13 protein-coding genes are annotated in these 14,094 nt (G+C 56.0%); 2 read left to right on the top strand and 11 right to left on the bottom strand.

From position 1 onward, the window contains the following. Window positions 1-141: 141 nt before the first annotated feature. Complete coding sequence (locus AC2FI8_RS15615; protein WP_109311846.1) at window positions 142-576, top strand: ion channel; 435 nt, start codon at window positions 142-144, stop codon at window positions 574-576. Here the strand turns inward: AC2FI8_RS15615 and cls are convergent. The 3 genes from cls to AC2FI8_RS15600 all read right to left on the bottom strand — a co-directional run bounded on the left by cls (window position 573) and on the right by AC2FI8_RS15600 (window position 4,668). Then, window positions 573-1,985 (bottom strand): cardiolipin synthase, encoded by a 1,413-nt coding sequence (gene cls / locus AC2FI8_RS15610; RefSeq protein WP_496780025.1) that lies wholly within the window; start codon window positions 1,983-1,985, stop codon window positions 573-575. The two genes, AC2FI8_RS15615 and cls, sit on opposite strands and share 4 nt — an antisense overlap. A 24-nt stretch (window positions 1,986-2,009) precedes the next feature. Then, window positions 2,010-2,984, bottom strand: coding sequence for an HAD family hydrolase (locus tag AC2FI8_RS15605; protein ID WP_496780023.1), 975 nt, complete (start codon window positions 2,982-2,984; stop codon window positions 2,010-2,012). A gap of 73 nt (window positions 2,985-3,057) precedes the next feature. After that, complete coding sequence (locus AC2FI8_RS15600; RefSeq protein ID WP_496780021.1) at window positions 3,058-4,668, bottom strand: arylsulfatase; 1,611 nt, start codon at window positions 4,666-4,668, stop codon at window positions 3,058-3,060. A gap of 194 nt (window positions 4,669-4,862) precedes the next feature. Between AC2FI8_RS15600 and AC2FI8_RS15595 the strand changes: the two genes are divergently transcribed. Continuing rightward, window positions 4,863-5,543: a Crp/Fnr family transcriptional regulator gene (locus AC2FI8_RS15595; RefSeq protein WP_496780019.1), complete on the top strand. Its 681-nt coding sequence runs from the start codon at window positions 4,863-4,865 to the stop codon at window positions 5,541-5,543. 2 nt (window positions 5,544-5,545) lie between these two features. Here the strand turns inward: AC2FI8_RS15595 and AC2FI8_RS15590 are convergent, their stop codons facing one another. The 8 genes from AC2FI8_RS15590 to AC2FI8_RS15555 all read right to left on the bottom strand — a co-directional run bounded on the left by AC2FI8_RS15590 (window position 5,546) and on the right by AC2FI8_RS15555 (window position 13,972). Next, the gene (locus tag AC2FI8_RS15590) at window positions 5,546-6,769 is read right to left on the bottom strand and encodes a hypothetical protein (protein ID WP_496780018.1); all 1,224 of its coding nucleotides are present in this window, start codon (window positions 6,767-6,769) and stop codon (window positions 5,546-5,548) included. After that, complete coding sequence (locus tag AC2FI8_RS15585; RefSeq protein WP_496780016.1) at window positions 6,766-8,271, bottom strand: VWA domain-containing protein; 1,506 nt, start codon at window positions 8,269-8,271, stop codon at window positions 6,766-6,768. Before AC2FI8_RS15585 ends, AC2FI8_RS15590 begins: the two co-directional genes overlap by 4 nt. Further along, complete coding sequence (locus AC2FI8_RS15580; RefSeq protein ID WP_496780014.1) at window positions 8,268-9,251, bottom strand: VWA domain-containing protein; 984 nt, start codon at window positions 9,249-9,251, stop codon at window positions 8,268-8,270. Before AC2FI8_RS15580 ends, AC2FI8_RS15585 begins: the two co-directional genes overlap by 4 nt. Continuing rightward, complete coding sequence (locus tag AC2FI8_RS15575; protein WP_496780012.1) at window positions 9,251-9,724, bottom strand: DUF4381 domain-containing protein; 474 nt, start codon at window positions 9,722-9,724, stop codon at window positions 9,251-9,253. The genes AC2FI8_RS15580 and AC2FI8_RS15575 overlap by 1 nt, the downstream gene beginning before the upstream one ends. Then, window positions 9,721-10,668 carry a DUF58 domain-containing protein gene (locus AC2FI8_RS15570; RefSeq protein ID WP_496780010.1) on the bottom strand — a complete coding sequence of 316 codons (948 nt, stop codon included), beginning with the start codon at window positions 10,666-10,668 and terminating at the stop codon, window positions 9,721-9,723. The genes AC2FI8_RS15575 and AC2FI8_RS15570 overlap by 4 nt, the downstream gene beginning before the upstream one ends. A 17-nt stretch (window positions 10,669-10,685) precedes the next feature. Then, window positions 10,686-11,663, bottom strand: a complete 978-nt coding sequence (locus tag AC2FI8_RS15565) for an AAA family ATPase (protein WP_496727110.1) — start codon at window positions 11,661-11,663, stop codon at window positions 10,686-10,688. 107 nt (window positions 11,664-11,770) lie between these two features. Continuing rightward, window positions 11,771-12,883, bottom strand: a complete 1,113-nt coding sequence (locus AC2FI8_RS15560; protein ID WP_496780008.1) for an acetoin utilization protein AcuC — start codon at window positions 12,881-12,883, stop codon at window positions 11,771-11,773. Window positions 12,884-12,886: 3 nt separating this feature from the next. Then, window positions 12,887-13,972, bottom strand: a complete 1,086-nt coding sequence (locus AC2FI8_RS15555) for an AI-2E family transporter (protein ID WP_496738546.1) — start codon at window positions 13,970-13,972, stop codon at window positions 12,887-12,889. Between the last annotated feature and the right edge of the window lie 122 nt (window positions 13,973-14,094).

Raw genomic sequence — 14,094 nt, 5'->3', positions numbered from 1 at the left:
ACAGTTTCGCCAACTGTCCAGCGCTGACACGTCATAGGTTCCTTTCGCCGCACTATGAACATGGGTGATCGGGTTGTCTCAGCCGGAAGGGCAGGTCATTGTGAGGCGATCTGTCGTCGGTACAATTCAGGATGCGAAAACATGACCTTGTCACAGCAGATCCTTTGGGGCAGCACGTTTCTCGGGCTTTGCTTTCTGGTCGAAATCTTTCTTCTGACCATGTGCACGTTGGCCATCAATAGGCTGATCGAGCGTTGGGAAGCCAGAGGCGCTATTTTGGCAACGGCCGGACCAATTGCAACCGCGCTGGCCTTTATCGTCGCGACCCACACCATTCAGGTCTGGATTTGGGCCATCGTCTGGGTATTTGGCGATGTTTTGCCTGACTGGAACACAGCGCTGTATTTCTCGCTGGTTTCCTTCACAACGCTTGGCTACGGCGACATCGTCTTGGGCGAAGACCTGCGGATTTTCGGTACTTTTGCTGCAGTTACAGGCCTGTTGGCCTTTGGGTTGTCCACAGCCTATATGGTCGCCCTTATGACCCGGGTGTTTCAGGAAAGGTTCATGGCCTAAAGGATGGGTGAGAATAATCGCGCCAGCGGAGCGCCGAGGCGTATGTGCACTGGTTGCTGTTCCAGATAGCGCGTCAGCTCATAGCTTTTGGCAAAGTCTTTTTGCAGCATCGCATCGACTGCGGCTGTGGTATGGGGATCAAAGAACAGGGCCATTGCCTCGAAATTCAACCGAAATGATCGATTGTCCAGATTGGTCGTGCCTACTGCGGCCAGTGAGTTATCCACAACGAAGACCTTTTGATGCATGAACCCGTCCGTATAGCGCAGGACTTGTGCACCACAGGCGCGAACTTCGTCAAAATAGGCGAAAGCCGCCAGCCACGGCAGGCGGTGATCAATGACATCAGGAACAAGAATGCGCACATCGACACCGCGCAAAGCTGCGTGTTTCAGGGCGGTCATGATATCGATGTCGGGTACGAAATACGGCGATGCGATCCAGATCCGGTTTCGTGCCTCAGTGATGGCGGCGAAGAACATCATTGACCCGGTTTCGGTTTCATCGCCTGGGCCTGTTGCGACCAGCAATGCGTTGATATCCTGATCCGCCTCGGACCCGGCCCAATCCAACTGGTCGATCAAGTCCTCTTCATGCGCCCAATGCCAGTCTTCGATGAAGATCAACTGCAATTGCCGGACTATGTGGCCGGTCAACCTGACATGGGTGTCGCGCCAATGTCCGAAATGCGGGTCTTCGCCCAGATACTCGACCCCGATGTTGTGACCGCCGATAAATCCCGTTTCGCCGTCGATAACCACGGTTTTGCGGTGGTTGCGGTAGTTCAATTGGAAACGGAATTTTGGTCCGCGTTGTTCTTTTGGATCCGAAACCGCAATACCGGCCTCGCGCATCTCTTCGATGTAGTCATTGGAAAGGGCGTAACTGCCTACGGCATCCATCATGAACCGGACGCTGACTCCGCGTTTGGCTGCTTCGATCAACTTGTCTTTCAGCTTCTGACCCAGCGCATCGGCCCGAACGATATAGAACTGGATCAGGACGTAAGTCTTGGCCGCATCAATCGCCTCAAAAATCGCATCGAAGGTGGCCTGGCCATCGACCAACAGCTCTGCCCCGTTGCCGCGCGACACGGGCATATGCGCCAGCGCCTCGAACGGTTTGGGGTTGATAAGCAATTTGTCGGCATCGGGTTTTGAGTAGTCGGCGAAGGTCTTGATCCCCTGAACCACGCGCTGACTTTCCTTGCGCGCGATACGGTAACCCCGAAATCTATGATGTCCCAAAAACAGGTAAAGCGGCACGCCAAACATCGGGGCCGAGATCAGGAAGACCACCCAACCGACCGCGCCCTGAGGTGTTCGCGCGGTTTGGGCCGCGCGGACAGAAAAGAAAACTGCTGTTGTATAAAGCGCAAAGACGAAGGCGGAAACAAGCAGTGTCCACATAGGGTTATCGGGCTCCGTGGTGGTTCAGTTCGCCCCAGTGTAGATGCGCGACCAGTCTTGCGCCATATCTACAATCACCCAACCCATGTCTGGCCCTTTGTCCAATCCATCGACCAGTTTGCCGATTGGGCTTTCCCGGTCATAGGCCCATTCACGTTCTGCATCGGTATGGTGAATCAAAACACCCAACCGTGGCCCATCGCCTGCCGTGGTCCATTCCAACATGGCAAAATCGCCATCCGAATTTCCCCCGGCCAGAATCGGGCGTCTGCCGATCGTCCTCTCGATGTTGATCGGTTTGCCTTCTTTGTCGTCCACAAAAGCGATGCCATCGGCTTTGGTGATAACCGGTTCGCCTTCCGCGCTGTCATAAGTGGTGTCCATGTATGTACCCAGAATCTGTTCGGGCGGAATGCCATAAGCGTCTTCGGCGAAGACGCGCATAAAGTGTACTCCACCGCCGGAGACGATGTAGGTCTTGAACCCTTTGTCTCGCAGATACCGCAGCAACTCGACCATCGGCTGATAGGTCATCTGGTCAAAGGGCAGGTCGGTTTCCGGGTGGCGGGCGGTTTCCAGCCAGTCGGCTACGGAAGCTTGGAAATCATTCACTGAGACACCTGAGTGCGAGGCATTCAACACCTCGATCAAAGCATCATGACCACCTTCCGCGACCGTCTTCAGATCGCCTGTCGCTGCGGCCTGCAAAACGGGCGTAGTCAGGATCGAGGGGTCATCCTCAGCCATCTGAGCTAGCCGGTCCATCGCAAAGATTAGTTGAAAATACACAGGCTGTTCGGCCCAAAGCGTGCCGTCATTGTCGAAAACGGCGATCCTTTCAGCCGGCGTCACGTATTCCGGGCGCTGTGGGTCGGTCACGGCGGCGACAAACTCGATGATCCTGTCTTTGCTTTCGGTCTCGGTCCAACTGGGCAGAGGGTCCGCAAGCAGGGACAGAGGGACACAGGACAGCAGGGCGCTTAGAACAAAATGTCGCATGAATTTCTCGTTCAATTTCAAGATGAAAAGGGCCGCCTTTTAAGGGGCGGCCCGATTGGATTTTAGATACGACTTAGTTGTTTGTCGGTGTCGTCAGCTTGTCCATGACCTGATCCAGGTTGAAGCTTGCCGCTTTCTGGCGCGGCGGGAATTCCTGGAAGGTTGCCAGGAAGTTGCCCACGTATTCCTGTGCCGGAACCAGGAAATATGCCCGATCCAACAACCAGTCATAATATGTGTTGGAGGTGCGATAGGCGCGCTCATAAGGGTCACGACGCAGGTTCACGATCAGAGGAATACGCAGCTCGGTCCAGGGCTCGATCCATGCACGCAGGGTCGCCCATGCTTTCTGCTCAAGGAAGATCAGCTTCCAGTCGTCATAGCGCAGAGCCGTCAGGTCACCATCATCCGAGAAATAGAAAATCTCGGCGCGTGGGCTTTCGGTTGTTTCGCCGGTCAGCATGGGCAGGATGTTATATCCATCCAGATGCACCTTGTAGTCACGGCCCATGCCGGACGAGCTATAGCCAGTTTTCAGCTTTTCCTTGATGTCCGGGTCGCCAGCAACCGCCAGGTATGTCGGCAGCCAGTCCATGTGGTGCACGATCTCATTGGTGATCGAGCCCGCTTCGATCTGACCAGGCCAGCGAACCATTGACGGAACGCGCCAACCGCCTTCCCAGTTGGTGTTCTTTTCACCCCAGAACGGCGTCGCAGCAGCATCCGGCCATGTGTTCATGTGCGGACCATTGTCGGTCGAATAGTGCACGATGGTGTTGTCCGCGATGCCAAGCTCGTCCAGCAGGTCCAGCAATTGCCCGACATGCATGTCATGTTCGATCATGCCAGCGGTGTATTCGTCAGCAACGCCACCAAAGATCTCGTTGGCCTGTTGGCGCATTTCATCTTTGACGTGGGTACGGAAGTGCATACGCGTGCCGTTCCACCAGACATAGAAAGGTTGACCTTGCTCGTGTGCCCGCTTGATGAAGTCAATCGCGGCTGCGACGGTTTCATCGTCAACGGTCTCCATGCGCTTCTTGGTCAGCGGGCCGGTGTCTTCGATGGTTCCGTCCGCTTTGGATTTGATCACGCCCCGCGGGCCATAGGCTTCACGGAAGGTGCGACCATCGGCCAGAACCGCATCGCCCGGATAGTCTTCATTCTCTGGTTCTTCTTCGGCGTTCAGGTGGTAGAGATTTCCGAAAAACTCATCAAAACCGTGGTTTGTCGGTAAATGCTCATCTTTGTCGCCAAGGTGGTTCTTACCAAACTGACCGGTCACATAGCCGTGGTCCTTCAGCAATCCCGGAATGGTCGGGTCTTCGACCTGCATTCCCAGATCAGCACCCGGCAGGCCAACTTTCGACAGGCCCGTACGGAAAACAGACTGGCCCATAATGTAAGATGAACGACCGGCGGTGCAGGATTGTTCACCATAATAGTCGGTAAAGATCATGCCTTCTTTCGCGACACGGTCGATGTTCGGCGTCTGGTATCCCATCAGGCCCATCGTATAGGCCGAGATATTGGATTGTCCGATGTCGTCGCCCCAGATCACAAGAATATTGGGCTTTTGATCCTGTGCCCAGGCGGGCAGGGCCAGCGCAACCGCGACGGTAGCTACGGCGAATTTGCGCAATGTGCCGCGCCAACTATCTGCAATCAATAGGGGTGGTGACATGGTCTACTCCTGAATTGGCCGGATCTTAATGATCCGTTGATCTAAAAGAAATTGATGGCGGCGATTATCTTTTCCGCCAACAACGTATTGATTCCCGGTAGGAAAAATTCACATTACGTCGAGAATCGAATAGCCTTACCTTAGGCTATGACAATGCTCGGAAACCTATCATATGATGAGATTGATGAATACTAATGTTTGAAAACCCACGTGACCGACAGATGCTGCTTGCCTCAGGGTGGTTCGGGGCGCGAGGCGCAAGGTTTCAATCGGATTTACTTGCATGCGGGGTCGCAAAATCTTTCGATGAGGGTGAGGCGCTGTATAACTACGGAGATCCCGCCAACGGGGTCTTTGCGGTTCTAGAGGGTTCCGTTCAAATCACTGCACCTGCGGATGATGGACAGGACTTCGTTGTCCACAGACAGGGTGGCGGGTTCTGGATCGGTGATCTTGCGTTGTTAGCCGAGTCCAACCGACTGGTAAGTGTTGTTGCGACACAGAAAACGCGGGCATTGTTTTTTCCATCTCGGCGGCTGGACCGACTTGTTCGTAACAACCCCGAATATGTTCGTGATTTCTATGCTTTATCGCATGAGAACATGCAAACTGCGCTGCGTATCATGGCAAATCTGGCGGTGACCGGGGCGGAAAAACGGTTGGTTCTGCGCCTTTTGCACTTGGATGAAGGGGCCTCAAAATCCGATGGGTGGATCGTCGTGTCACAGGATGAACTGGCCGAAATGGTGGCAGTGTCGTTGCCTACGCTACACCGTAAATTGCACAACTTGGTAGAGCTGGGATTGATCGAACTTGGGTATGGCCGCGTACGGCTTAAGGATAGGCGCAAGTTGATCGCCGCCTGCCAGTGCTGACCCTACGGGTTAAGCGGCGGTAGCGGGTTCCGAGCGCGGTGTTCCGCTCGTTTCATAACCTTGAGTTCGGACAATGCCGCAGCCCAAGCCTCAGGTATTGAGCCGGTGCGGGATGAGTATCTTGCGGCCCCAATCCTAGCCAGTTGCTCTTCCAGGCCAATTGCTTTTTCGGGGGTATCGCTGCGCAGTTTCCACAACTCCAAGGCGGAATAAGACATTGAGATATCATGCGCTTGCAAGGCTTTCCTCAATGCATCTAGCGCAAAGTCCGAAGATTTCTGATATCTGTCCCGCCGCGCTTTTTTCCATTTTTTGACACGCGGACCAAGGAACCGTACCAAGCCCCAAATAACCAGCGTCAACGTGGCCGCCAAGGCGAGCAGCCTGAAAATCGTATCTGCATCCGGCGGTTGCCACTCCGGTGGCGCAAGCGTTAGTTCAACTGCACCGATATCAATGTTCTCAACCTGATTGGTATCCAGATTGTACCACTGGATCGTGACAGGCGGCAGTTGGGTCTGGCCACCTTGCTGCGCAAGGTAGACGATCTCATCAACGCGCTGCCCGGACAGAACGCCCCGGTCTTCGCTTTCGGTAAAACGCGGCTCTTTCGGATAGGCGCTCAGCAGCGGGTCCTTCATGTCGGGGATCAATTCAGGCACCAGAAGGGGCGTCGTGCCGGCAATTTTTGCGGTCAGGCGTCGGGTGATGGCACCCCCGTTTTCCATATCGGTTGATCCGTCGATCTGCTGGTCGACCGTGAATCCCGTTGCTAGGATCAGCGGGTCCAGATCGCGTGCGCCCTCGGGCACCACGGCATTTAACGCGACGTCGGGCAGGGCGATGGTGGCCTTCGTCGGCGCATTCGTATCGGGATCTGCAAAGGTCACAACTACGTCTTGCGTGCCGAATTCGACTGTCCCAACCTGAAGCGGATACAGACGATAACTGCGTTGGACACCGGACCAGGTCTCGCCATCCACAGTTTCACTAATTGGGCCAGAAGCACGCTCAGGCAGGCGCACAAGCAGGTTTTCTTGTTCGAGCGACGGAAACACCGGAGGAGACGGCATGAACGTCGGGACTAGGACTTTGATCCGTACGATTGCTGGTTGTCCGACAGTGACGGGATCCGTGGGTGCCTCGACTGTGACTTGCGGCTGAATGCCAGTTTGCGCCAAAAGCTGCGTTGGAAGGAAAAGAATGAGGAATATGAGGTATCTCATTGCTGTTGTTCCTGATTTTCCAAAAGGAAGCGATTACGCAGAAAGTCCTGCATGTCCGTGTCAATCGTGCTGATCCATTGATCGGCAGACATCGCCTGCGCGTCCTCGGCGGGGGCCTGAATGGTTGTGTCCTCGCCGCGCCCGGCCTCATTGTCAAAGACTGTGTCGTCAGCGCCGATGCCCGCTTCTTCGCCTGTGTCCGACTGCTCTCGGGTTGTTTCAACGAAGTCGAGGATCGCTTTGGAAACGTCCAAGTTGTGTTGCGCTTCGGGCCAATTTGGCCGACGCTCTAAGGCCGTTTCAAATGCTGCTATGGCTGGCCTATACTCGCGGTTTCGAATGCGCGCCATTCCCTCGGAAAATGCAGCCTCGGGCGTGTCCAGTTCGGCAAAGACTGCTGCGGCTTCGGGGTACTGACCTGCTTTCAGTTGCGCATAGCCCTTGTGATACGGGTCTTCAAACAGCTCTGCCGCCTGAGCGTAGCGTTTCTGGTTCATGGCAATTTGGCCCTGTTGATCCGGGGTCAGGAACCAATCCCTCCAACCATCGGCTTTTGCGGGTCCTGATGGAGCTGCAAAAATCACAGCCAGCAACAACAAACGGATCACCCAACCGCGCCGGAACCAAAGCAACGACAATAGCGCGGCGGGCCAGGCCAACATCCACCCTCTGTCCTGCCAGTCCAATCTATCATCGTCGTCCAGCGCCGCAGCGTAGGCAGATTGAATTTGACGCTCTAAGCGGTTGATATCACGCTCGTCGTTTGAGAACGGAACAATCGTTGCGGTCCTCAGGTCGTTTAACTGAGCGATGTTTTGACCGTTCGGCAGCATGGTCAGAAAAAACACGGGCACGGTCGTGTTCTCAAAAGCAGCAAGTTGAGACGGGTCGAGGTCGTCCAGAACGAACAGGACTGCACCGGGTGTATCACTGTCGTTCAGGATCGTTTCGGCAAGGGCCAGTGCGTCTGCGGCTGCGTCCCCCTGTTTTGGCATGATTGCTGGCGCGAGGCCCTCCAAAAGCGGGCGCAGGATGTTGGCGTCTTCAGTCAGGGGCGCGACGCGGTGCGGGGTTCCGGCGTAAGCGATCAATGCTGTCCGAGCACCGACGCGCGCATTGATCAGATCAGTCACCTTAAATTTAGCCCGGTCCAGACGGGATGGCGGCAGGTCCGGTTCTTCCATACTGTCCGTGACCTTCAACGCAATGACCAGCGGTGCCGTGTCCGCGACCAATGGGTTCGGGGCCCGTGACCATGTCGGTCCAGCCGCTGCCAAGGTCACAAGGATTGCAGCGATCATCGCGAAGTCTATCGGGAACACACGCTTCTTGTCCTCAGCCCCAAGGGTCAGAGCGGCAGCAAGGTGCGGCGCGATGCCGGTTATGGATTGGGAGTGCGAATTGGGTTTGGGCCGCATCACCCACCAGAGTATCGCAATAGGGATGAGGAACAGCAGCCAAGAGGCTCGCAAAAAATGGAAATCTGCCAACGCGCCGCTCATGCTGCACCTCGGCGCCGCTGGATTACAAGTTGGCCAGCCATGGAGATGAGCATGGTCAGCAATGCCAACGCAAGCGGGTAATGGGCAAGGCTTTCACGTGGTCTGTAGCTTTGCGTTTCCACGACCCGGGGGTTGAGTTCGTCAATGCGTGCGTATGTGTCAGCCAATGCTTCTTCGTCATCTGCAAAGAAGTATTCACCGCCCGTACGGTCTGCGATGTCCTTTAAGGCATCCAGATCCACCCGGTCCTCGCCCGAGGCGTCAGGATCACCAACGCCGATTGTGTAGATGACGACGCCTTTCTCGGCCGCGATTGCTGCGGCGTTTACCGGCGTCATGCGGCTGGACGTATCCGCCCCGTCGCTTAGAACGATCATCAGGCGCTGGTTGACCTCGCTGGAGTCAAAGATGCGTATGCCCAGACCAATTGCATCCCCCAACGCGGTATTGGGCCCGGCCATACCAACTTGAGTTTGATCCAGGAACCCATTCAAACTGTTCAGATCTTCGGTGAAAGGGGCTTGAACAAATGCACGAGTGCCAAAGATAATCAAAGCCATCCGGTCGCCTTGGCGTTCGGCAATAAATTGACGCAGCACATCCTTTACTGCGGCCAGCCGTTGCTTTGGGGTGCCGTCCGTTGTCGTGAAGTCCCGCTGGTCCATCGATCCTGAAATGTCCAAGGCAATCACCACGTCGCGCGCCGACTTTTCGATAACCAAAGGTTCACCAAGTTTTTCGGGGCGGGCCATGGCAGCCACTAGAAAAAGCCAGATCAATGCGATCGCCGCGGTCTGAAATCGCGCGCGGTTTAGAATGACGGAACCTGACTTGGGTTCAACCCCAGCGGCCTGTGCGACATGGCGAAAGAATGGGATGCGGATCGAGCTACTTTTTTCGCGATACGGTGGGGCAAGCCGATACACTAAAAATGGCAACGGGAGCAGGAGGAAAACCCAAGGCGCGGCGAAGGAGAACATCACGCTGTCCTTTCCCGCTTATGGGACTTGATCCAATTTCGCGCGAGGATTTCCAGATCAGGATCGGCTTTTACATCTCTGTATGGTGCTTCCAAAAGTTGGCGGCCAGCGTCATCAGTAAAGGCAACATTATCAGAGGTTTGGTTTAGGAAGTTTGTCCATTCGTCTCCATGCAATGCAGCGACTTTCCGACGTGGATATGCAGCCAGAGCCGTGCGGCGGAGTATCTCGGCTATCTTTGCGGCGTCATTGTCTGACGCGGCCAATTCGATCAACGCTTCACGTCGGTATGCATTAAACTGTCGGTGGCGAAGAAAGGCATAAACGCTAAGGATGATAAGCCCAGCAAGGATTAAGGCCAAAACACTCCACCCCCAGGTTTGGGGCACCATGGAAATAGGCTCGGGCACCGGGGCAGGTTCCAGCATGTCCAGCAGGTCAACCAGTGATTTGCCTTCGACATCGACGCTCATCTTCGGCCTCCGGGATGACCAAATAGCTTGAGCAACTGGTCGAGCGTCGGCTCCGCCGTGGTCAGAGGCACGACCGGAAACCCATAGCGGCGCGACCACGTCTGCAGTTGAGCAAGTCGATCTTCCAGCGCTGTTCTTATTCGGTTCGACAAGTCGGGGTCCGAGCTGTCGAGTTCAATCTGACGGTCGCCATCGGACACCGTAAGCTGAAGGTTCGGGGCAAGTTCACGCGAACTGGGGTCAGAAATATTGAACAATATTAGGTCATTCGAGGCAGAAAGTCTGCTAAGTAGTTTCTCTGACACCTCGTTCAGCCCATCGAAATCGGAAAAGACACACACCAAAGTATTGGTATGCGCGATCCGCGCGGCCTGTTTCAGTACATCATTCAACGCCACGGTTGGTTCATCCCGCAGCGTTGCACGTAGGTTTGAATTCAGCGCGCCCACCGATGACAGGAACCGCGTCAGTGCAGCGGGTCGGCGTTGGGGTCGGTGCTCGGCCACATCAGTATCGCCAAAGACGATCCCACCGACCCGGTCGCCTTGCCCCAGCACCCGGTGTGCAGCGATCGCTGCGGCTTCGGCTGCGATGACCGATTTCATGTAGACTTGCGTGCCGAAAAACATCGAAACGCGCTGGTCCGCAAGCAAAAGGGCGGGGCGGTCGCGTTCCTCGGTATAGACCCTAACATGGGGCTCTCCGGTGCGCGCGGTCACTTTCCAGTCGATGGTACGGATGTCATCCCCGGGCAAGTAGTTTCGCAGTTCTTCAAAGTTCAGGCCGCGCCCCCGCAAGCGTGAGGCATGCCGGCCGTTTAGGATCGAACGGGCAGGTTGGCGAGGCAACAGGCTGATCGCGCGGGACTTTGGACCCAGCCTTAACAGGTGGTCCGCATCAACGTATATGCGTGGGTCGTCGGGATATGCGGCGGTCTGGGACACGCGGCGTTCCTTTGGTTTCAGGGCAGCGCAACAAGCTGCAGGATTTCCGAAATCACATCATCCGCCGATTTGGCGCTTCCTTGTGCCTCGAAGCTCAGGGTGATGCGGTGGCGGAATACATCATGTGCGATGGCGCGAATATCGGCGGGGTCGACATAGTCGCGTTGGTTCATCCAGGCATGCGCGCGACCGCATTTGTCCAATGCCAGCGAGGCGCGTGGGCTTGCTCCTATGTCGATCCAGCTGGCCAGCTCGTCACTGAGCGCGCCGGGCGTTCGCGTGGCCTGCACCAGATCGGCCATGTAGCGGTCCATTGCGTCGGATACGTGGATCTGGCCGATTTCGGCCCGTGCAGCAAAAACAGCGTCCCGAGGGATTGCTGGTGGTGTATCTTTGGATGCGCCCTTGCCCGCAGAAATCTCTTCCCCGCGAACCAAGCGGATCACCTCAACCTCATCCTCGACCGGAGGGTAAGTGATCTGAACGTGCATCAGGAACCGGTCCATCTGCGCTTCGGGCAAGGGATAGGTGCCTTCCTGTTCAATCGGGTTCTGGGTCGCCATCACAATAAACAGCGGTTCCATTTTATGCGTAGTTCCCGAGACGGTTACCTGCCGTTCCTCCATCGCTTCGAGCAACGCAGCCTGAACTTTGGCGGGGGCGCGGTTGATCTCGTCCGCGAGAACGATATTGGCGAAGATGGGGCCTGGCTCGAAACGGAATGTGCCACCGTCATCGGTCTGCTGAAACACCTCGGTCCCCGTAACGTCGGATGGCAGCAGATCCGGAGTGAACTGAATCCGGCTGAAACGTGCGTCTAGGTTACGTGCCATTGCCTTGACCGCGCGGGTCTTGGCCAGACCGGGAAGCCCCTCAATCAGCAAGTTTCCGTTGGCCAACATCCCGATCAGCAATCGGTCGATCACGTCAGTCTGCCCGATGATCGATTGTCCCATGCGGGCTTTAAGATCATTTATCTGATTAAGTGCATTCATTTGGCGGGTCCAATCGGCGTCAGTTATTGAAACTGAATTTTTACTTTGTGCGGTGATTAGAAAATGTCCTGTAACAGCGGAATGTTAGCAGCCTTTGTGTCGCCGATCTACTGTGAAATCCGCGCCGTCAGCCGGTGCAAGTCCTCATTCAGTTCTGGCCGGATAGGACCGTTGTTTGGTGTGTCACGCAGGGTTTGAAGCCAATGGATCGGAGGGTTTCGACCGGCCGCCCGGCTCCAGTTCAGGGCTTTAAGGATGGCCTGTGCGTCCGCGCCCAGCGCATTGGGGATATCAAAGTCATTCAATGTGGCCCAAACACCGGTCCACAAGCGACCAACCGACCATGGGTTATACCCGCCGCCGCCCAGAACCAGAACCCGGGGCGCAATGCCCTTCAGCGCGACAACGGCCTTCCAGTGAGAGTTGTTTGACAGCGCCAGTCGAGACAACGGATCCTCGGCAACCGCGTCGGCACCACATTGAAGAACAAGGGCCTGCGGTTTGAAGGCCTCGGTGGCAGGTAGGATCAGTTGGTCGAGAATGACGTCAAATTCATCATCGTTGAGGTTTCTGGACACCGGAAGGTTAAACGCCGCGCCACCCGCGTCATCATCAAGCCTGCCGGTGAACGGCCAACGGCGGGTTTCATGAATGGAAATCATCCGAACCGTGTCCGAACCCTGAAAGGCGGCCTCGACCCCGTCGCAGTGATGGGCGTCGATATCGACGTAGACAATCCGGTCCAGGCCCATTCGCAACAGTGTCAGGATCGCCAGCACCGGGTCGTTCAGATAGCAAAAGCCATTGGCACGGTCGGGCAAGCCGTGGTGTGTTCCGCCGGCAGGATTAAACACGATGCCGCCGTCGCGGATCAGTTCAGCGCCCAGCATCGATCCTCCGGCCGCTGTAGCCGGTCGTCGGTACATCTCGGGGAAAACCGGGTTGGACAGAGTGCCCAGCGCATAGGTCGTGCGTACGTCATCCGAGACGCTTTGAGCTCTTTCCGCGGCCTGCAACGCCTCTATGTAGTCCGGCGTGTGAAAGCGGTGCAGCGCGTCGGGTTTTGCGCGTGGGCTGACCCTGTAATTTTTCGAATTGATCCAGCCCAGCGCGCGGCACAGGTCCATGACGGTGGAGACGCGCGGGATAACCAGCGGGTGTTTTGAGCCATAAGTCGAATGGCGATAGATCTCGGACCCTATGAAGATCGGGTTTTGCACAGACTATTGGGTCCGTGCAGGCACGTTGTCATCACCAAGGCGGCCATCAAGAGACATCAGAATTGCCACAGGCCTAAGCGCAGGGATATGGCTGAAGATGATCAGAATGCAGACGGTCAACGGAACACTCAGGAACGCACCGATCAGCCCCCAGACGGTGGTCCAGAACGTCAGCGCGAGGATCACCAGAAACGTAGACATATTCAGTGACCGGCCCAGCAAGGCGGGGTCAACAAAATTGCCGATCAGAAACTGGATGGTGCCGCAGCCAAGCACGATGATCAGGAAAGGTCCGATCGTTTCATATTGAACCAGGGCGATCATGGACGGAAAAATCACGGCAATGATCGACCCGATGGACGGGATGAAGTTCAGCGCAAATGTCAGCACGGCCCATGTCTCGGCGTATTCAAGTCCAAGGGCCTTGAAGACCGAGTAACTGATGCCCGCGGTGACCAGACTGATGAAGGTTTTTACCCCGACATAGCGCTGCAGGCTGAATGTGATCGCATCCAAAATTGTGGTGAATTCGGCCCCGGTTTCGGGATTGCCCGCAGCCAGTTGTATCTTTTTGCGAAAGGCCAGACGCTCGGCCATCAGGAAGGCCACGTACAGGCTGATCAGGAAAAACTGGTTCAGCAGCGATGTTGCACTGCTGAGCAACACACGCGCGACATAGGACATGTCGATACTGACCAGGTTGTCACGGATAAACGTGGTGACGTCATTGCCAACCAGCCCCGTGACCCGGTTCACGGCGCCGTCGAATTGGGTTTCATACGTGCTGATGGATCGGGCGAACTGCGTCGCCTGGCTGCCGAGGATGTACATGATCACGAACAAACCAGCCAAAACAACTGTGACTGCGGCGATGTTGGCCAGCCAGACGGGCACCCGCGCCATTGAGATTACCCGGTCGCTCAGAGCGATAATCAAAACGTTGATCAACAAAGCCATGGTCAGCGGGATCAAAAAAGCCGAGCCGGCGTAAAGTCCCAGCACAATCAGCGTGGCAACAATTGTCGTATCGCGGACAACCGACAGCCTTAGCCGCGGGCCGCCCGTGTTCTGATCAGGTTCCAAAGTCATCGCTTAGCCCGCCTGTGATGCCGCGTGGCACGTTACAACGATTGGTGGTCGCTCTGGAAGATGATCCTGCACCGCTGGTCGAGATTCTGCAATGTGCCCAAACATTTGGGCCAGATAATTTA

This window comes from Ruegeria sp. CDSB029, assembly GCF_059611125.1.
Note: the sequence above shows the minus strand (reverse complement) of the source record. Positions and strands in the feature narration are given on the sequence as shown.